Below are 18,088 nucleotides of genomic sequence, written 5' to 3'. Positions count from 1 at the left end.
GCGCGAGTGCCTCCGGCCAGGCGATGCGGGCCCCCGTACCCGTCGCCGAGCATCGACTTATCCGAACACAGGAAGGGTCGATGAACGATGGTGACGACGTTGGTGACACAGGCGGCCGCGATGCACCCGGGCGGCTGGAACGACGGGGACGCCCCCGCCTTCTGGCCGGTCTTCCCGGTGATGTTCGGCCTGTTCTGGCTGGCGGTCCTGGGCACCGCCTTCTACTTCATCCGCCGGCGGGTGCACGACGGCGCCGCGGCGGCCAAGGCGGCGGGCGACCCGATGACCAAGGCGCGGTCGGTGCTCGCCGAGCGCTTCGCCCGAGGCGAGATCGACGAGGACGAGTACCTCACCCGCATGTCAGCCCTCCGCAACAGCGACTGACCGCGAACGGCGCCAGTGTGGGCCCACCCCACACTGGCCCCGTCATTGGGGGCCCCGGCTAGGGAAGGGACCTGACCGCCGCCTTCCGCTTCGTTCCAGGGGTCGGTCAGTCGGCTGCGGCCTCTTCGAAGATGCGGCCGATTCCGTCCGGGTACATCGGGGCCTGGACGGCGGCGTCGGCGAAGCGGGTGAGGAGGCGGGCGAACTCGGTGCGCTCCCGCTCCGACCAGCCGGACATCAGCTCGTCGAGGTAGGCGCGGCGGAACCGGTCGGAGACCTGCTTCACGCGCCGGCCGGCCTCGGTCAGCCCGAGGTTGGCGCGGCGCGCGTCCACGGGGGAGGGGCGCCGCGACACCAGGCCGGCGTCGATGGCGTGCCCGACGAGGCGGCTGGCCGTGGACGGGTCGATCTCAAGGCGTTCCGCGACCGCGCCGACCGTGGGTTCGCAGGACGGCTCGTCCGAGGGCCCGCAGTCGGTGAGCGCGGCGACCGCGTTCACCACCATCAGGTTCGACAGTTGCAGCGGGCGTCCGTCCGTCGCGGCGGACGTCTGGGCGCGGATGCGCTTCACGAGGTCGGGCTTGGCCCAGACGCGGCGCAGATGGAACAGCGCGGTCGCGATATCGGTGAGCACGCCGTCGGCGGGGGGTTCGGGAAGGCTCCCGTCCCGGGGCGCGGCCCGCTCGGCGGTCCGTCCCGTGGCGGAGGTCTCCGTCGCCATGCAAGGTCTCCGTTCCGTGGTCGCCGTCTCAGGCGCCGGACGCTGCGGATCCCCCACTCTAACGGATGTAGAGTACATATTTTTGGCGGCGCGCCGGACCGGCGTTGCCGCTGGGACACACGGAGCGAAAGAGCCCCAGGTGAACGGGGATGTGATGCACTGAACCACCGGCGTCCGTTCCCCGGGATCCGCCGGAACTTGTCGGCTCGGACGCGTAGCATGGCTCCCGCCCGAACCCGGACGACCCGGGATCAGTAACCACAGAGGGGACCTGATGCGAGCGGCGAACGCCCCCGGTGACCCCCGCGGTGACGTCCCCCCGCAGGACAGAACCATGGACGATGGTCAACCCCCGCGACCTCTGACCGAACCAGCCGCCGAGGGCGAGGACGGGGCGGACGACGCCGCGTTCCGCGCCGACGGGCTGTCCGAGCGCGACCGCCGCATCCTCGCGTTCGAGCGGCAGTGGTGGAAGTACGCCGGCGCCAAGGAGCAGGCCATCCGCGAGACGTTCGACATGTCGGCGACGCGGTACTACCAGCTCCTGAACATCCTGATCGACCGGCCCGAGGCGCTCGAGTGCGACCCGATGCTCGTCAAGCGCCTGCGCCGGATGCGGACACAGCGGCAACGCAGCCGTGCCGCGCGGCGACTCGGCATCCGGCCCTGACCTGACCAACACTGGTCAGGTGAACTCTCCCCGCTCTGCGACGGCCGTCGGCGCCGACGGCCTTGACGCCATCCGTGAGAACCCGACCGGGGCCGTGCTCGGCTTCGACTTCGACGGCACGCTGGCGCCGATCGTCCCCGATCCGGCCTCGGCCCGGGCGCATCCGGACGCCGCGCCGGCCCTGGCCCGGCTGGCGCCGCTGGTCGGCTCGCTGCTGATCGTGACCGGACGCCCCGCCGCCGTGGCCGTCGAGTACGGCGGCTTCGAGGGCATCGACGGCCTCGTCGTCCTCGGCCAGTACGGTCTCGAACGCTGGGAGTCCGGCACGCTGACGGTGCCGGAGCCGCCGCCGGGCGTCGCCGAGGCCCGCGCGAAGCTGCCCGGCGTCCTGGCCGCCGCGGGCGCCCCGCCCGAGACGTTCGTCGAGGACAAGGGGCAGGCGCTCGCCGTCCACACCCGGCGGTGCGCCGAACCGCAGGTCGCGCTCGACCGGCTGCGCAGCATCCTCGCCGCGCTCGCCGAGCGGACGGGGCTGTCCGTGGAGCCGGGACGCTACGTCCTCGAACTGCGCCCGCCCGGCATGGACAAGGGGAAGGCGCTGCGCTCGTTCGTGGGCGACCGCGCGCCCCGCCCGTCCGCCGTGCTTTTCGCCGGGGACGACCTCGGCGACCTGGCCGCGTTCGACGCCGTCGACGAGCTGCGCGCCGAGGGCGTGCCCGGCGTCCTGGTGTGCAGCGGCTCGACCGAGGTCACCGCGCTCGCCGACCGGGCGGACCTGGTGGTCGACGGGCCCGCCGGCGTGGTCGACCTCATCGGCTCGCTCGCCGACTCCCTCTCCTGAGCCGTCCGTCCGCCCCCTGCGCCCCGGCCGGGACGCAGGGGGCGGACGACTTGTTGGCGACGTGATAAGAACCCCGTCCCGAGTTGTCGTTTCTCGCGAGACTCTGGGGGCCGTTGTGGAACCAGGGTCTAATTAGGCCAAAATATGGTGAATTGCGGTAGTGCGGGTTCACGGGGGAGCCGCACGACGGACATCGGGAGGCTAGACGGTGGACACGGAGCCGGGACTTCCGCGCCGTCCGGGCGACATCAGGCACACGCCCTCCCAGGGCATCCCGAGGGCCACGCCCAGGGAAGGCACGCCCGTCCAGCCACCGGGCGCCCAGCCCCCGTCGGGCGTCCCCATCCCCCCGGACGCCCCAACGCGTCCGATAGTCCACACCGCCCCAGCCGCGCCAGTCGTGCCGAGCGCACCGGTCGCGCCGACTGCGCCACCCGCCTCGCCCGCGCCGGTTCCCTCGGGGGTGGCGGACGTGCCTCTGGCTCCGCCCGGGTCGACTGTTCCACCCGCGTCGGTCGCGCCGGGCGCGCCGGTCATCTCGGACCTGCCGCTGGCTCCGCCCGCGCAACGCGCGTCAAATGTCCCGCCCGCGTCAAATGTCCCGCCCGCGTCGCCCGCGTCGCCCGTGCCGGTCGCGCCGGGCGCGCCGGTCGTTTCGGATGTGCCTCTGGCTCCGCCCAGGGCGGGCGCGCCGGTCGTTCCGGCCGGGCCGGCCGTTCCATCCGTGCCGCCCGGACGGCCCGCGCCCGGCGTGGCGGAGGGGGCGGAGGGGGCGGAGGCTCCGGTCGCTTCCGGTGGGCAGGGGCCGCCTCGGGTGTGGGGGACGCCGCCGCGGTCGCAGCCGGATCCGCGGCTCGGCGGGTCGGAGTGGGCCGCCGTACCCGAGGCGCAGGACGCCTACTCCGAACGCGAGGAGTGGTCGGCGCCGGGGCCGATGGGCGTCCGCGAGACCAGCGGCATCCAGGTGCGGCTCGGGTCTCGGGAACGGGAGCGGGAGCGCAGTGAGCGGCGGCGCAAGGGGCGACGCAGTGGTCTGGTCGCGGCGGGCGTGCTCGTCCTGGCCGGACTGGTCACGGCAGGGCTCGTGCTGACGCCCGACTCCGGCGGCAAGGGCGGCGGGACGACGGCGACCCCCGCGGCCGGGGAGCAGCCGCCGGGCGCCGCCAAGCTGCCGCCCGCGGGCTCGCCCATCACGGTCGGCACCGCCGACGGGTCCCGGTACAGGATCGCCGCGGTCACGTCCGGGATCAGCGACGGCGTGGTGACGACGTTCCAGTCCTCGCCGCCGTCCGGGACGTCGTTCCCCTACATCGAGTACATCCTCAGCAACCCGACCGGCCAGAAGGTGCTGCTCGACTTCCCCGGCGACGTGTTCGTCAGGCGCGACCTCGTCACGCCGGAGGCACGGGGACGCTGCATGCCGCAGGCGGGCGTCCCCGAGACGATGTGCACGCCGCCGACCAACAGCCAGGTCGTGCGGCGGCTCGCGGGGGGCGCGCTGCTCGCGGGGGACGGCGGTGACAAGTACCTTCCGCCGGGCGCGGCGTACCTGGTCCGCGCGACGGTGGACGTCCCGGTCGACCGGCGCGTCAGGCGCACGGACATGGGCCTGTACGTGTGGAAGCAGCTCTACATGGCCGATCGGCTCGCCAAGCAGGCGCCCTTCCCGAACGGAAGGTGAAACCGCCGTGGCCCTGTCGGCCACGGCGGTTCCGGTCGTCGTTCTCTGGGGTCACTCGGCTTCGGGGTCATCGGCGAGGATCCCGTAGAGGCGGCGGCGGGCGTCGTTGACCACGTCCAGCGCGCGCGCCTTCTGCGCCTCGCTGCCCACGGCCATCACCTGCTGCAGGGCGCCCATCAGCTGGCCGATGGCCTCGCGCCCGCGCAGGACGTTCTCGCCGGCGGCCTCGGTGACCTCGTCCCAGGGGGCGGTGGTCTGCGCCGACGCCTCCTCGCGGCCGGCGTCGGTGAGGGAGAACAGCCGCTTGCCGCCCTGCTCCTCGCTGCTGACCAGGCCCTCGTCCTCCAGCATCTGGAGGGTCGGGTAGACCGAGCCGGGGCTCGGCCGCCAGACGCCGCCGGTGCGGCCGTCCAGCTCCTGGATCATCTCGTAGCCGTGCATCGGCCGCTCGGCCAGCAGGGCGAGCAGCGCCGCCCGGACGTTGCCGCGCCGGGTGCGCCGGCCGCGCCCACCGCGTCCGCGGTGGCCGGGACCGAAGCCGGGCCCGGGGCCGCCGGGCCCCCACGGGCCGAACGGGTCGCCGCGGCGCCCCCGCTCCCTGGGGCCCCGGAAGCCGCCGCGCCCTCTCATCGTGTGCTCGTGCATCGCAGTCTCCTTCTTCTAGTGATCGGTTGCGATGCCTCAACGATATATCGGTAACGTGTCGCGATACAACAGATGTGATGTGAATCACTTCGAGGCATGCCCGCCCTGAACGGAACCAGGCGCGGAGCGTTCGCCGCTCCGCGCCTGGTCGCGCGCTTCCGTACCGGTCAGGCCCTGGATCAGGGGGCGGTGACCTTCAGGCTGTCGAGGATGTCCTTGGTGGCGTCGCGGTCGTCGGCCTCCTTGACGCGGATCCACAGGCCGAACTTGCCCGCCTTGTCCTTCAGGCCGACCTCGGTGACCGACGGCGTGCCCGCCTTGCAGGCGGTGTAGCGGGTGATCGTCCCGCTGAGGGCGCCGTCCGGCGTGGTGTAGTTCTCCGGCGCGGCCTTCGTGCACTGCGCGTGGCCGGCCGCGTTCGGCGGCGGAAGCTGCCCGGGACGCAGGTCGGTGGTCGCGCCGATGAACACGCCGGGGCCCTTGCCGTTGCCGAGGAAGGCGGCCTTGTCGGGCGTCGCGCGCAGCACCGGCCGCGGCTGGCCGTCGGTGAGGCCGACGGCGGACGGCGTCCACGTCTGCTCCTGCTGCTTCGGCCACGCCTTCGGCACCGCGGCCTTGATCTTGCCCGCGTCGTCGGAGACGGCGACGAAGTCCTTGGGGATCGACGGCGTCTTCTTCTTGCCGTCCTTGCCTTCCTTGCCGTCGCCCCCGGAGAACATCATGCCGAGCGCCAGCCCGCCGATCACCGCGACCACCAGCACGACCGCCGTGATGATCAGCGGCGTGGCGAACTTCTTCGGCGCGCCTCCGCCGCGCGGCCCGCCCTGCCCGCCGCCGCCCTGGACCGGCCCGGGGGGCGGAGGCTGGAAACCGGTGGGCGGCGGTCCGTAGGGCTGCTGGCCGCCCGGGCCCATCTGCTGCATCGGGGCGCCCTGCTGGGGGCCGTTCTGCGGCGGCTGGGTCGGGAACACGGCCGTCTTGCCGTCGTCCGCCGGCTGCGCCTGCGCCTGCGGCTGGGCCTGGTAGGCGATCGTCCGGTCGTTGTCGTTGTCCGGGGCGGTGGGCCGCTCCGGCTGCCCGAACGGGGCGGCGCGCCCGCCGGGCCGGTCGACGACCGTCACCTCGTCGGAGGACGGAGCGGGCGGGACGTTCATCTCGGACGTGTGGAGGTCGTCCTCGCCGGGCTGGTCGAACCGGGTGTGCATGTCCGCCGGGACGCCCTGGGCCGCCGAGGTGGGCTGGGCGGGACCGGGCTGCGGGACCGGCCGCGGCTGCTGCTGGAGCTGGACGCCGTCGTGGTAGAAGTCCTGGACGGTCGCGTCGGCGTCGATCTGCGGCGCCGGCGACGAGGACGCCGCGGGGACGGGCGCCGGCGTGCCCGCGGACGTCGGCCGCAGCGTGGACAGCGCCTCCGCGAACGCCTCGGCGGTCGGCCACCGCTTCTCCCGCTCGACCTCCAACGCCCGCAGGATCACCTGGTCGAACGCGGGGGACAGCCCCTCGCGCAGCTCGCTCGGCGCCTTCTTCACCGGCGCCGGGCCCGGGGCCCGCCCGGTGAGCATGTGGTACGTCAGCGCGCCGAGGCCGTAGACGTCCGCGCGGACGTCGAGCCCGCCGCCGAACCGCGCCTGCTCGGGCGACATGTACCCGGGGGTGCCGACCGGGAGGGTGAACGCCCCGGACGCGTGCGCGAGCGCCTTGGCGAGGCCGAGGTCGGCGATGAGCAGCTTCTCGCCGCCGTCCGGCGTCGACTGGAAGAGCACGTTGGACGGCTTCAGGTCGCGGTGGATGACGCCCAGCGTGTTGATCACCTCGACGCCGTAGGCGATCTGCTCGGCGAGCGCCACGGCCTCGCTGACCGGAAGTGGCCGTTCGCGCATGCGGTCGCCGAGCGTTCCGCGGTCCGCGTACGACATCACGAAGTAGGGACGCCCGTCAGGCAGCTCGCCGATGTCGTGGACGCGCACGAGCCGCTCGGAGTCGGCGCGGCGCAGGATCCGGGCCTCCTCCAGGAACCTGTTGCGCACGTCCAGATCGTCGATCAGGCTGCCGTTCAGGACCTTTATGGCGACCTGGGACTCGAGGGCGTCGTCGTGCCCCAGCCACACAGAGGCGAACGCCCCCGAACCCAGGACGCGATCGATTCGGTAACGGCCTACTGATGGTGGGAAAGACACTCCCGTATCATCCCAACAACGGGGTGAGCGCGCGAACGAGCATTGAGGCGGCATGGCATTCGACGAGAGGACCGAGGAGCTGGCGGTGAAGGCCGCGCAGGGCGACCAGGGCGCCCTGAACGAGCTCCTCCGCAGGATCGAGCCGGACGTGCTGCGGCACAGTTCCCGGTTCCTGCCCTGCCGGCAGGACGCCGAGGAGGCATGCCAGGACGCGCTGCTCCAGGTCGCGCGGAACATCCACCGGTTCGAGGGCCGGTCGCGGTTCAGCACCTGGCTGCACGTCGTCGTCGCCAACTCCGCGCGCTCCACCTACCGGTCGCTGAAGCGGCGCTCGGTCGAGCAGGCGGGCGAGCTTCCGCAGCAGCGCCCCGACCCGCGCCGGACCAGCGTGATCGCCGGGTCCCGCGTCGACATCCTCGACGCCATGGAGGACCTGGAGGCCCGCAAGCCCGACCTCATCCAGGCCCTCGTGCTGCGGGACGTCTCGCAGCTGGAGTACGCGGAGATCGCCGAGCAGCTCAAGCTGCCGCTCGGCACGGTCAAGTCCCGCATCCACGAGGCGCGCAAGCAGGTCAGGCAGACGCTCGGCGAGTCCTACACGTGACCCCGCCCGTCAAAGGTGGGTAAGCGGACAGCAACGGTGCGTGCATAGCCCGGGCCCCGCGGCAGGGCGCTGCACCAGCATGCGTGCATGTCACCAGGATTGGCGCTCCGCCACGACCGTCCGATCTTCGTCTTCGGCTGCCCGCGCTCGGGGACGACGCTGCTGCGGCTCATGCTGCACTCGCACGCCCGCATCGCGATCCCGGCGGAGACCAGGTTCGTCCTGCCGGTCTATACGGCGCGGTGCGAATTCGGTGACCTGCGGGAGAGTAAGAACAGGCGGGCGCTCGCGGAGTGGATCGTCGGGGAGCGGTCCACCAAGGTCCGGACGCTCGGCATCGACGCGGACGGGCTCATCGACGAGATCGTCAACGGTCCGCCGACGCTCGGCTCCGCCGTCGGCGCCGTTTTCCGCGCCTATGCCCGCCTGCACGGCAAGCCCCGCTGGGGCGACAAGCGCCCGAGCTACTCCCAGCACGTCGGCGCCCTGTTGCGGATGTTTCCCGACGCCCAGTTCGTCCACCTCGTCAGGGACGGCCGGGACTGCGTCGCGTCCCTCATGGAGATGCCCTGGTTCGACGCCGACATCCACCACGCCATCTCCGCCTGGCGGGAGACGATCGACCGCGGCCGCCGGCTCGTCGAGCGACTCGGCCCGGACTCCTACTACGAGCTGCAGTACGAGCGGCTCGTCACCGACCCCGCCGACGAGCTGACCCGGCTCTGCGGGTTCCTCGGCGAGGACTTCGACCCCGCGATGGTCCACCCGGAGGGCCTCGCGAAGCGGCTCGTCCCGGCCGGCAAGCGATGGCACGGGCGGACGCACGACGCCGTCACCACCGACCGCGTCGGCTCCTGGGCCGAACGCCTCGACGCCTGGGAGATCAGCCTCGCCGAGGCCGCCTTCGGCGAGCGGCTCGCCGAGTACGGCTACGAGCCCAGCGGCCTGCCGAAGCCGCCCGCGGCCCACCTCGCCCGGTTCACCCGCACCGCCGCCCACCGCCGCATGGCCCAGAGCAAGGCCGCGCTGCGCGAACGCTGGAGGCAGCACCACGAGCCGAACCCGGTCGAGTGCCTCCTCCCCGCCGAACACACCGCCACCACCGCCTCCTGACCCCCACGTGGCAGCCCCTGAGGCCCGTCGCGTCATTGTGGGGCCCCACGCCCCCAAGCTGACCGTCGTCAGTCGAGGGCGGCTAGTTGGTCGGCGAACCAGCGTTGCGGGGGGAGGGCCGTCGCGGCCTCGGCCAGGCGGGCGCAGCGCTCGGCTCGCCGGGCGCGCGGCATGAGCAGGGCCTGGTGCAGGGTCTCGGCCGTCTGCGAGACGTCGTAGGGATTGACCACCAGCGCGTCCTCGGACAGCTCCGCGGCCGCGCCCGCCTCCCGCGACAGCACCAGCGCGCAGCCGTGCCGAGACAGCACCGGCCCCTCCTTCGCGACCAGGTTCATCCCGTCGCGGATCGGGTTGACGAGCAGGACGTCGGCCAGGCCGTAGGCGGCGAGGGAGCGCGGGTAGTCGTCGTTCACCTGCAGGATCAGCGGGTCCCAGTCGGCCGTGCCGAACTCCTCGGAGATCTGCCCGGCCATGCGCTCGACGGCCGCGGTGTAGTCCCGGTACTCGGGCAGGTCGTAGCGGGACGGGTAGGCGAACGCCAGGTGCACCACGCGGCCGCGCCACTCGGGATGGTTGACGAGCATCTCCCGGTAGGCGGCGAGCCCGCGCACGATGTTCTTGGAGAGCTCCGTCCGGTCGATCCGCACGATGAGCTGCCGGTCGCCGACCTGCTCCCGCAGCGCGCGCGCCCGTTCGACGACGTCCTGCTCGGCGGCGCGCCGGCGCAGCGCCGGGCCGTCGACGCCGAGACCGTGCACGCCCACGCGCGTGGTGTGGCCCGAGCAGGTGACGGTGCGGGCCACGCGGTCGACGCGCGCGCCCGGCAGCAGTTCGCAGCAGTCGAGGAACGCCGACGCCCACCGCTCGGTGAGGAAGCCGGCGTGGTCCGCGCCGAGGATGCCGAGCAGGACCTGCGCGCCGATGTCGTCGGGGAGCAGCCTGAAGTACTCCGGAGGCGCCCACGGCGTGTGGGAGAAGTGCACGATCTTCAGGTCGGGACGCCGGTCGCGCAGCATCCGCGGGGCGAGCGAGAGGTGGTAGTCCTGGATCGCCGCTTTCGCGCCTGGGGCGGCGTCGCGGGCGAGGGCGTCCGCGAAGGCCGCGTTGTACGCCTCGTAGGACTGCCAGTCGCGCCGGGCGCGCGCGTCGAAGTGCGGGCTGCGCGGCGTGTCGTACAGCAGGTGGTGGACGAACCACAGCGTCGAGTTGGCCACGCCGTTGTACGCGCGGTCGAACGTGGCCGCCGGGATGTCGAGCATCCGCACCGCGGCCCCGCCGGTCTCGTATCCGGCGAGGTCGAGGCGCCCGTCCGGGGAGCGGCGCGCGGCCGTGCGGTCGGCCTCGCCGAGGCTCGCGCACACCCACAGCACGTCCGCGTCCCCGGTGGACGGCTCCGGCGACGTCCCGGCCGGACGCGGCGGGCCGGGGTCGCGCGGGGCGCCCGTGACGGCGGCCAGGCCCGACACCAGCCCGCCGCCCCCGCGCCGCATGGTGAGCCCGCCGTCGTCCGACAGCGAGAACGACACCGGCCCCCGGTTCGAGGCCACCAGCACTTGGCTCATACGGGAAGGGTCTCAGTTGGGACCGAGGCACATCAAAGTGACCCGCGAGGTAGCCCGCATCGCCCGCACTGCCGCCCGTTTCGCCCGGTTAGTCATTCTCCCAGGGGGTACCCGGTCGCCATGAGCAAGTCCGAGACGACGAAGACGGTGCTCGTCGCCGGTGCCGCGAACCTCATCCTCGCGATCACGAAGCTGGTCGCCGGCCTGCTGGCCGGGTCCAGCGCCATGCTCGCGGAGAGCGCGCACTCGGTGGCGGACACCCTCAACCAGGGCTTCCTCTTCGCCTCGCTCCGGCGCAGCGAGCGGCCCCCCGACAAGCGCCACCCCTTCGGCTACGGCAACGAGCGGTACGTGTGGTCGCTGCTCGCCGCGTTCGGCATCTTCGTGGCCGGCGCGGGGTTCTCGATCTTCGAGGGCGTCCTGACCATGACGGGCCACGGCGGCACGGGGACGACGGTGTGGCTCGCCTACGCCGTCCTCGCCCTCGGCGCGGTGCTGGAGGGGACGTCCTGGATCCGCGCCTTCTACCAGGCCAGGAAGGAGACGCGTGAGAACGACCGCGACCTCGTCGAGCACGTCCGCAAGTCGCCCGACGTGACGTTCAAGACCGCGCTGTTCGAGGACACCGCGGCGATGGTCGGTCTGGCTTTCGCCGCCGGCGGGCTCGTGATGCGCCAGATCACCGGCTCGGAGTTCTGGGACGGGCTCGCGTCCGTCCTCATCGGACTGCTCCTCGTCGTCCTCGCCTTCGGGATCGGCCGTGAGAGCGTGGGCCTGCTCATCGGCCAGGCCGCCGACCCCGAGGCGCAGCGCACGATCCGCGCCGAGATCCTCGGCGCGCGCGGCGTGACCGGCGTGGACGAGCTGCTCACCATGCACTTCGGCCCCGAGCAGATCCTCGTCGCGGCCAAGGTCCACTTCTCCGACGCCATCAGCGCCGACGAGGCCGAGGACGTCGCCGGGGAGATCGACCGGCGGCTGCGGGAGTGCGTCCCGATCGTCAAGCACGTGTTCCTCGACCCGACCCAACGCGTGATCAAGAGCCCCGCCGGGTAACGTCTCAATCCCTGGACCCGCCTGTCTGGCATCCGGTCAGTTCATGTAAAGTCACGCATACGAGTTCATAGCGCTCGTGATCACACAACTTCATAACGCTCATCCAGAGGGGTGGAGGGACCGGCCCTGCGAAGCCCCGGCAACCACCCGGCTGAGGCGCGTCGCGATCCTGCGAAGGCCGGCCGGGAGATGGTGCCAACTCCGGCCTGCGACCAAGGTGGCGCAGGGAAGATGGGGAGAAAGGCCTCGCCCTCATGGCACTCACGCCTGCCACAGACCTCGGACCGGCTACCGCTCTCGTCTGCCGCGAATGCGGCTCGTCCCGCGACCTCGGGCCCTACTACGCCTGCGAGGAGTGTTTCGGGCCCCTGGAGATCGCCTACGACTTCCAGGGCGTCACCCGGGACGCGATCGAGTCCGGGCCGCGCAACATCTGGCGCTACCGCGGGCTGCTGCCCGTCCCGGCCAACGTCGCCGACACCCCGAACACCGAGCCGGGCCTGACCCGCCTCGTCCGCGCCGACAACCTCGCGGAGAGCCTCGGCCTGCAGAGCCTGTGGGTGAAGGACGACAGCGGGAACCCGACCCACTCGTTCAAGGACCGCGTCGTCGCCGTCGCGCTCGCCGCCGCCCGCGAGCTCGGGTTCAAGGTGCTGGCCTGCCCGTCCACCGGGAACCTCGCCAACGCGGTCGCCGCCGCGGCCGCCCGCGCCGGGATCCGCAGCGCGGTGTTCGTCCCCTCGAACCTCGAGTCCCAGAAGATCATCACGACGGCCGTGTACGGCGGGACGTTCGTGACGGTCGACGGCAACTACGACGACGTCAACCGGCTCGCGTCCGAGATCGCCGGCGAGCAGGACGACTGGGCGTTCGTCAACGTCAACGTCCGCCCCTACTACGCCGAGGGCTCCAAGACGCTCGGCTACGAGATCGCCGAGCAGCTCGGCTGGCGGCTGCCGGACCAGATCGTCGTGCCGGTCGCCTCCGGCTCCCAGCTCACCAAGATCGACAAGGCGTTCCAGGAACTGATCAAGCTGGGGCTGGTGGAGGACAAGCCGTACCGCGTCTTCGGCGCCCAGGCCGCCGGGTGCGGCCCGGTCGCCACCGCGTTCAAGGCGGGCCACGACGTCATCCGCCCGGTGAAGCCCGACACGATCGCCAAGTCCCTCGCGATCGGCAACCCGGCGGACGGCCCCTACGTCCTGGACGTGACCCGCCGCACCGGCGGCGCCGTCGAGGACGTCACCGACGAGCAGGTCGTCGAGGGCATCCGGCTCCTCGCCCGCACCGAGGGCGTGTTCGGCGAGACCGCCGGCGGCGTCACCGTCGCGACCCTCCGCAAGCTCGTCGAGACCGGCGCCCTCGACCCGGGCGCCGAGACCGTGATCATCAACTCCGGGGACGGTCTGAAGACCCTGGACGCCGTCGCCCCGGTCGTCGCGCCGTCGGCGAACATCGCCCCGTCGCTGGAGGCGTTCCGCGCCGCGGGCCTCGCCTGAGAACGAAGGAGCAGCATGAGCAGCGTGTCCGTCCGTATCCCGACGATCCTGCGGACCTACACCGGCGGCGAGTCCGAGGTGAAGGCCGAGGGGGCCACCCTGCGCGCGGTCGTCGCCGACCTGGAGGCCAGTTACTCCGGCATCTCCGCCCGCATCCTGGACGACGCGGGCAAGATCCGCCGGTTCGTGAACGTCTACGTCGGCGACGAGGACGTCCGCTTCGCCGAGGGCCTCGACACCCCGACGCCCGAAGGCGCCCAGATCTCCATCATCCCCGCGGTGGCGGGCGGCTGACGCAGGCCCGCCCAAGCCCCGGCACGTCCCATCGTGCCGGGGCTTTTCCGTGCACGGGCAGCGAATTCGCGATTCTTCGGAACGCGGATGCCCCGGTGGATACCGAATTGGGCGGCTGTTCGCGCGGTCCGGCTAAACGCGCATGGATCAAGCTTTAGCGAGCGTCGGATTCCCGTCTCGGATCTTGATCATCGCCTCCCCGGCACTTGGTTTTCTCGCTGGTCACGCCCTGGAAGATTGTTCCCGGAGTGGCGCTCCCTGGGGCGCCGATCGGCATACGAGAGTGAGGAAAGGCATGAAGCGCATTTTGCGCACGATGGCCGTGACCGGGATAACGATGGGGGCGGCCGTCCTCGCGGCTCCCTCGGCCATGGCCGACATCAACTTCTACTCCGTGGAGAAGGCGTACCTCGGGCACAACGGCCCCACGTACGTCAGCGAGCAGGGTCCCGGCGACCTGATGTACACCGACATCATCCGGTCTCCCAAGGCCGCGACGGCGATCGGGAACAAGCCGGTGAAGACCGGTGACATCACCACGAAGCTCCACGGCGGGAAGCACAACACGGCCGTCACCGGCGTCGAGGGCGCCGAGGAGGAGGCGACCAAGGTCGCCCTGGCCAAGGCCGCCGAGCACGAGGAGGCCGCTCCTCAGCAGCAGGCGGCTCAGCAGCAGGAGGCGGCTCCGCAGCAGGAGTCGCTGCAGGCCGCTCCGGAGCAGGACGCGCAGCAGGCCGCGCCCGAGCAGGGTGCCGAGCAGGCCGCGCAGCAGCAGGACGCGCAGCAGGCCGCCCCGCAGCAGGACGCGGAGATGGCCGCGCAGCAGCAGGACGCCCAGCAGGCCGCTCCGGAGCAGGACGCGCAGCAGGCCGCGCCCGACCAGGGCATCGAGCAGGCCGCGCAGCAGCAGGACGCGCAGCAGGCCGCGCCCGAGCAGGAGGCCCAGCAGAACGCTCCGGAGCAGCAGCAGGCCGACGCCGCTCCGCAGATGGCGCAGCGGCGGGCCGACAGGCCGGAGCCCCGGTCGGTGGACATCCACGCGGCCGAGAAGGCGGCCGTCGGCCAGAACGGCCACGTCCTCGTGGGTGAGAACGGCTCCGGCGACGCGGTGTTCACCAACCTCACCAAGTCGCCCCACTCGCTGGTCTTCGCCGGGAACAGCGCGACGATGACCGGCGAGATCAACAGCCACATCCACGGCGGGAAGCGCAACACCGTGATCAACGCGGTGGCGGGCCCCGAGCAGGAGTCCACCAAGTAGCGGACCGCGATTCCTGCGAGAGCACCCGAAGCACCACGGCCGCTCCGGCCCGGTCACGCATCGAAGCCGGAGCGGCCACCCATGTCCGGACCGTTTGCGGCGGCCCTTCGCCTGGGCCGAGAAGAAAGTCCTCGCCGCGCGCCGAACTCCACGAAAGCGGCCCGCTGGGCCGCGGCAAGCACGGGCGATCGGGCCGCCGCAAACGCCGCCGCATTCCCCCCGGAACGGCATCAGCGGACGCAACGGACAGGGTCCTCCTAAAAACATCCGCACGCATTTTCTCCAATGAAATGGGCCCCCTCTGCCGCCGTCGATCAGCGGGCCGCCACCGTTCGGCCATGGCACCCGAAGCGGTCATTTCCTGGCATCCGGCTCGGCCGTGCTCGCGGCGGCCCGCGCCGCTGCCTTCCGCTCTACTCGCCGCTGATGGGCGTCGCGCTCCCTGCGAGAGACCTTCATCCCTTCGAGGACGTCCGGCTTGCGCTGGAGGAGGCCGGTGCGACGCTCGGACAGGGACGGGCGGTCGCCCTGGACAGGTGCGTTGCCGGCGATCCTCGGCATGACGGCCATCGTGGGAGTGCCGCGTTCCTGCACGGGTGACGGACGCGCGCCCGCGGTCCCACCGCTGGTCAGGGCGGGTTCGGGACGCCGGGGTGACACCTTCGGGCGAGGATGTGTGGCGCTTGCACTCGACGGGGTAGAGTGCTAAACAAACATTGGCACTCTGCTGTGGAGAGTGACAACTTCACACAGTCATGGGTCGGGGCGATGAGGCCTCAGGCCGGCGGCGGAATGGAAGTCGTCGGCGGGGCCGTCCGTCGCGGGCGTCGGCTCGATCCGTCTAAGCCACCTTGTTCCGGGAGGACTGGAGCCTATGGCTGCAAAGATGATCGCGTTCGACGAGGAGGCCCGCCGCGGTCTCGAGCGCGGCATGAACCAGCTCGCCGACGCCGTGAAGGTGACCCTTGGTCCCAAGGGCCGCAACGTCGTGCTGGAGAAGAAGTGGGGCGCCCCCACCATCACCAACGACGGCGTGTCGATCGCCAAGGAGATCGAGCTCGAGGACGCGTGGGAGAAGATCGGCGCGGAGCTCGTCAAGGAAGTAGCCAAGAAGACCGACGACGTCGCGGGTGACGGCACCACCACCGCCACCGTGCTGGCCCAGGCGCTGGTGCGCGAGGGTCTGCGCAACGTGGCCGCCGGCGCGAACCCGATGTCGCTGAAGCGGGGCATCGAGGCCGCGGTCGAGCGGGTGAGCGAGGAGCTGTCCAAGCTCGCCAAGGACGTGGAGACCAAGGAGCAGATCGCCTCCACGGCGTCCATCTCCGCGGGTGACCCGCAGATCGGCGAGATGATCGCCGAGGCGATGGACAAGGTCGGCAAGGAAGGCGTCATCACGGTCGAGGAGAGCCAGACCTTCGGTCTGGAGCTCGAGCTGACCGAGGGCATGCGCTTCGACAAGGGCTACATCTCGCACTACTTCGTGACCGACCCCGAGCGGATGGAGGCGGTCCTCGAGGACCCGTACATCCTGATCGTTCAGGGCAAGGCGTCGGCCAACAAGGACCTGCTGCCCGTCCTCGAGGGCGTCATGCAGTCCGGCAAGCCGCTGCTGATCATCGCGGAGGACGTCGAGGGCGAGGCCCTGGCCACCCTGGTCGTCAACAAGATCCGCGGCATCTTCAAGTCCGTCGCGGTGAAGGCGCCGGGCTTCGGCGACCGCCGCAAGGCCATGCTGGGCGACATCGCCACGCTGACCGGCGGCCAGGTCATCAGCGAGGACGTGGGTCTCAAGCTCGAGAACACCACGACCGAGATGCTGGGCCGCGCCCGCAAGGTCGTCATCACCAAGGACGAGACCACCATCGTGGACGGCGCCGGTGACGCCAACGAGATCGCGGGCCGGGTCAACCAGATCCGTACCGAGATCGACAACACCGACTCCGACTACGACCGCGAGAAGCTCCAGGAGCGCCTGGCCAAGCTCGCGGGCGGTGTCGCGGTCATCAAGGCCGGCGCCGCGACGGAGGTCGAGCTCAAGGAGCGCAAGCACCGCATCGAGGACGCCGTCCGCAACGCCAAGGCCGCGGTCGAGGAGGGCATCGTCCCCGGCGGTGGCGTGGCGCTGCTGCAGGCCGGCACCAAGGCGTTCGACAAGCTGGAGCTGTCGGGCGACGAGGCCACCGGTGCGAACATCGTCAAGCGCGCTCTCGAGGAGCCGCTGAAGCAGATCGCCGTCAACGCCGGCCTCGAGGGCGGCGTCGTGGTGGAGCGGGTCCGCAACCTGACCCCGGGCGAGGGCCTGAACGCCGCCACCGGCGAGTACGTCAACATGTTCGAGTCGGGCATCCTCGACCCGGCCAAGGTGACCCGGTCCGCGCTGCAGAACGCCTCGTCGATCGCCGCGCTGTTCCTGACCACCGAGGCCGTCATCGCCGAGAAGCCCGAGAAGAACCCGGCCCCGGCGGGCGGCATGCCCGACGCCGGCGGCATGGACTTCTGATCGGGTCCTCACGTCGCGCCCTGCGGGTGTGAGTGAAAGGGGCGGTTCCTTCGGGGACCGCCCCTTTTGGCGTGTCATGGGGCCGAAGCCGGGCGGGGCGGACGCCATCGGGAGGGCTTAGATCCCGGCGTGGATGTCCGCGGCGATGGCCGGGGGCCGCCGGAGCGAAAGAAGAATGTTCCTCAGACGGTCACCTTGTCCGCACCGCCGCAGGTCAGTGGGCCGAGAACGCGGGGCGGCGGGTGCGGTGCGCCTGGCCGGGCGCGGAAAGTGCTTCCCCTGGGGGCCTGCCGTTGGCAGGATCGCCGCTTGGAAGGCGTGCAGCGGAGGGTGCGGGCACGCCGGCAAGGTGAACAGTGAGGGCGGTCGCCGATGCGGCCGATGAGGCAGGAGAACGCGTGAGCGAAGTGTTCAGCTCCCCGGTGCTCAGGGTCGAACAGCCTCGCAGGGGACCGTTCGCCAAGTCGCGGTACAAGGTGCTGGACGGCGACGGGACCGTCCTCGCCATCGCGGCGCCGACCGAGGACCACGGCGACTCGGCGGTCATGCGCGGCCTGTTCCCCGGCAAGTCGAACCTCGACGCGCGGGCCGTCCTGCTGACGACACCCGACGGCGAACCGCTGTACGTCGTGGACAAGCAGGCCGGCCGGGAGTACACCGAGGTCCTCCGGCCGGACGGGGAGCGGGTCGGTTCGTTCGTCACCGAAAGGGTGGGCCGCCGCTACGTCATCTACGACGACGGCGGGACGCACATCGGCACGGTCGAGGTGGACGTGCCGCGCAACAACTTCGAGGTGAAGGACCCCGACGGCGGCAAGGTGGCGCACGTGCGCAAGAAGTGGGCGGGGCTCGCCACGCACCTGCTGACGACGGCCGACAAGTACGCGGTGGAGATCACCGACCCCGTCCGGGAGCCGCTGCGGACGATGGCGGTCATGACGGCCATCGTCATGGACATGAACCTGCACGAGGCCAAAGAGATCACCTAATGGGAGCTACCGGGTCGGCCGCCGCTGGCAGACTCGGTGCCTGGTAGCCGCTGGTGAGTGAGCACTTTTATCACCTGGACCTGTGAGT

17 protein-coding genes and 1 riboswitch are annotated in these 18,088 nt (G+C 71.7%); of the genes, 12 read left to right on the top strand and 5 right to left on the bottom strand.

Features of this window, described 5'->3' with window-relative positions:
* Window positions 1–87: 87 nt before the first annotated feature.
* Complete coding sequence (locus AB0C21_RS42470) at window positions 88–384, top strand: SHOCT domain-containing protein (RefSeq protein ID WP_500212111.1); 297 nt, start codon at window positions 88–90, stop codon at window positions 382–384.
* Window positions 385–490: 106 nt separating this feature from the next.
* On the opposite strand, the gene AB0C21_RS42465 is transcribed toward AB0C21_RS42470, so the two are convergent.
* Window positions 491–1,105: a MarR family winged helix-turn-helix transcriptional regulator gene (locus AB0C21_RS42465; protein ID WP_149262947.1), complete on the bottom strand. Its 615-nt coding sequence runs from the start codon at window positions 1,103–1,105 to the stop codon at window positions 491–493.
* Between the two features lie 334 nt (window positions 1,106–1,439).
* Between AB0C21_RS42465 and napA the strand changes: the two genes are divergently transcribed.
* From napA to AB0C21_RS42450, 3 genes are all read left to right on the top strand, one after another.
* The gene (gene napA / locus AB0C21_RS42460; protein ID WP_500212109.1) at window positions 1,440–1,775 is read left to right on the top strand and encodes a nucleoid-associated protein NapA; all 336 of its coding nucleotides are present in this window, start codon (window positions 1,440–1,442) and stop codon (window positions 1,773–1,775) included.
* A gap of 19 nt (window positions 1,776–1,794) precedes the next feature.
* Window positions 1,795–2,616, top strand: a complete 822-nt coding sequence (gene otsB, locus AB0C21_RS42455) for a trehalose-phosphatase (RefSeq protein WP_500212108.1) — start codon at window positions 1,795–1,797, stop codon at window positions 2,614–2,616.
* Window positions 2,617–3,430: 814 nt separating this feature from the next.
* Window positions 3,431–4,297: a hypothetical protein gene (locus AB0C21_RS42450; protein ID WP_500212106.1), complete on the top strand. Its 867-nt coding sequence runs from the start codon at window positions 3,431–3,433 to the stop codon at window positions 4,295–4,297.
* 51 nt (window positions 4,298–4,348) lie between these two features.
* Here the strand turns inward: AB0C21_RS42450 and AB0C21_RS42445 are convergent, their stop codons facing one another.
* Window positions 4,349–4,942, bottom strand: a complete 594-nt coding sequence (locus AB0C21_RS42445) for a PadR family transcriptional regulator (protein ID WP_149262942.1) — start codon at window positions 4,940–4,942, stop codon at window positions 4,349–4,351.
* A gap of 179 nt (window positions 4,943–5,121) precedes the next feature.
* Window positions 5,122–7,050 carry a serine/threonine-protein kinase gene (locus AB0C21_RS42440; protein WP_500212105.1) on the bottom strand — a complete coding sequence of 643 codons (1,929 nt, stop codon included), beginning with the start codon at window positions 7,048–7,050 and terminating at the stop codon, window positions 5,122–5,124.
* Between the two features lie 121 nt (window positions 7,051–7,171).
* On the opposite strand from AB0C21_RS42440, the gene AB0C21_RS42435 reads away from it, so the two are divergent.
* Complete coding sequence (locus AB0C21_RS42435) at window positions 7,172–7,723, top strand: RNA polymerase sigma factor (protein ID WP_141578537.1); 552 nt, start codon at window positions 7,172–7,174, stop codon at window positions 7,721–7,723.
* 87 nt (window positions 7,724–7,810) lie between these two features.
* On the top strand, window positions 7,811–8,836 hold the full coding sequence (locus tag AB0C21_RS42430; RefSeq protein WP_500212103.1) for a sulfotransferase family protein: 1,026 nt from the start codon (window positions 7,811–7,813) through the stop codon (window positions 8,834–8,836).
* A gap of 68 nt (window positions 8,837–8,904) precedes the next feature.
* Here the strand turns inward: AB0C21_RS42430 and AB0C21_RS42425 are convergent, their stop codons facing one another.
* Window positions 8,905–10,398 (bottom strand): alpha,alpha-trehalose-phosphate synthase (UDP-forming), encoded by a 1,494-nt coding sequence (locus AB0C21_RS42425; RefSeq protein WP_500212101.1) that lies wholly within the window; start codon window positions 10,396–10,398, stop codon window positions 8,905–8,907.
* A 120-nt stretch (window positions 10,399–10,518) separates the two neighbouring features.
* Here AB0C21_RS42425 and AB0C21_RS42420 point away from each other — a divergent pair, with 120 nt between their 5' ends.
* The 4 genes from AB0C21_RS42420 to AB0C21_RS42405 all read left to right on the top strand — a co-directional run bounded on the left by AB0C21_RS42420 (window position 10,519) and on the right by AB0C21_RS42405 (window position 14,508).
* Window positions 10,519–11,454, top strand: a complete 936-nt coding sequence (locus AB0C21_RS42420) for a cation diffusion facilitator family transporter (protein ID WP_500212100.1) — start codon at window positions 10,519–10,521, stop codon at window positions 11,452–11,454.
* Window positions 11,455–11,550: 96 nt separating this feature from the next.
* A riboswitch (SAM riboswitch) is annotated at window positions 11,551–11,692 on the top strand.
* Window positions 11,693–11,708: 16 nt separating this feature from the next.
* The gene (gene thrC, locus AB0C21_RS42415) at window positions 11,709–12,953 is read left to right on the top strand and encodes a threonine synthase (protein ID WP_500212099.1); all 1,245 of its coding nucleotides are present in this window, start codon (window positions 11,709–11,711) and stop codon (window positions 12,951–12,953) included.
* Window positions 12,954–12,968: 15 nt separating this feature from the next.
* Window positions 12,969–13,247, top strand: a complete 279-nt coding sequence (locus AB0C21_RS42410; RefSeq protein ID WP_149262935.1) for a MoaD/ThiS family protein — start codon at window positions 12,969–12,971, stop codon at window positions 13,245–13,247.
* A gap of 295 nt (window positions 13,248–13,542) precedes the next feature.
* Complete coding sequence (locus tag AB0C21_RS42405; protein WP_500212097.1) at window positions 13,543–14,508, top strand: hypothetical protein; 966 nt, start codon at window positions 13,543–13,545, stop codon at window positions 14,506–14,508.
* 354 nt (window positions 14,509–14,862) lie between these two features.
* Here AB0C21_RS42405 and AB0C21_RS42400 read toward each other — a convergent pair whose 3' ends face one another.
* Window positions 14,863–15,069, bottom strand: a complete 207-nt coding sequence (locus tag AB0C21_RS42400) for a hypothetical protein (RefSeq protein WP_500212095.1) — start codon at window positions 15,067–15,069, stop codon at window positions 14,863–14,865.
* Window positions 15,070–15,382: 313 nt separating this feature from the next.
* Between AB0C21_RS42400 and groL the strand changes: the two genes are divergently transcribed.
* The gene (gene groL, locus AB0C21_RS42395) at window positions 15,383–17,011 is read left to right on the top strand and encodes a chaperonin GroEL (protein WP_141578529.1); all 1,629 of its coding nucleotides are present in this window, start codon (window positions 15,383–15,385) and stop codon (window positions 17,009–17,011) included.
* A 398-nt stretch (window positions 17,012–17,409) separates the two neighbouring features.
* Entirely contained in the window at window positions 17,410–18,000 is a 591-nt protein-coding gene (locus tag AB0C21_RS42390) for a phospholipid scramblase-related protein (protein WP_149262934.1), read from the top strand.
* Window positions 18,001–18,088: the final 88 nt, after the last annotated feature.

It is taken from the genome of Spirillospora sp. NPDC049024 (genome assembly GCF_040649235.1).
Lineage (GTDB): Bacteria > Actinomycetota > Actinomycetes > Streptosporangiales > Streptosporangiaceae > Spirillospora.
Note: the sequence above shows the minus strand (reverse complement) of the source record. Positions and strands in the feature narration are given on the sequence as shown.

Excerpts from the sequence above, each read along its gene's own strand:
- AB0C21_RS42470 (WP_500212111.1), top strand. The coding sequence starts at position 88 with ATGGTGACGACGTTGGTGACACAGGCGGCCGCGATGCACCCGGGCGGC.
- AB0C21_RS42465 (WP_149262947.1), bottom strand. The coding sequence starts at position 1,105 with ATGGCGACGGAGACCTCCGCCACGGGACGGACCGCCGAGCGGGCCGCG.
- napA (WP_500212109.1), top strand. The coding sequence starts at position 1,440 with ATGGACGATGGTCAACCCCCGCGACCTCTGACCGAACCAGCCGCCGAG.
- AB0C21_RS42445 (WP_149262942.1), bottom strand. The coding sequence starts at position 4,942 with ATGCACGAGCACACGATGAGAGGGCGCGGCGGCTTCCGGGGCCCCAGG.
- AB0C21_RS42435 (WP_141578537.1), top strand. The coding sequence starts at position 7,172 with ATGGCATTCGACGAGAGGACCGAGGAGCTGGCGGTGAAGGCCGCGCAG.
- AB0C21_RS42430 (WP_500212103.1), top strand. The coding sequence starts at position 7,811 with ATGTCACCAGGATTGGCGCTCCGCCACGACCGTCCGATCTTCGTCTTC.
- AB0C21_RS42425 (WP_500212101.1), bottom strand. The coding sequence starts at position 10,398 with ATGAGCCAAGTGCTGGTGGCCTCGAACCGGGGGCCGGTGTCGTTCTCG.
- AB0C21_RS42420 (WP_500212100.1), top strand. The coding sequence starts at position 10,519 with ATGAGCAAGTCCGAGACGACGAAGACGGTGCTCGTCGCCGGTGCCGCG.
- thrC (WP_500212099.1), top strand. The coding sequence starts at position 11,709 with ATGGCACTCACGCCTGCCACAGACCTCGGACCGGCTACCGCTCTCGTC.
- AB0C21_RS42410 (WP_149262935.1), top strand. The coding sequence starts at position 12,969 with ATGAGCAGCGTGTCCGTCCGTATCCCGACGATCCTGCGGACCTACACC.
- AB0C21_RS42405 (WP_500212097.1), top strand. The coding sequence starts at position 13,543 with ATGAAGCGCATTTTGCGCACGATGGCCGTGACCGGGATAACGATGGGG.
- AB0C21_RS42400 (WP_500212095.1), bottom strand. The coding sequence starts at position 15,069 with ATGCCGAGGATCGCCGGCAACGCACCTGTCCAGGGCGACCGCCCGTCC.
- groL (WP_141578529.1), top strand. The coding sequence starts at position 15,383 with ATGGCTGCAAAGATGATCGCGTTCGACGAGGAGGCCCGCCGCGGTCTC.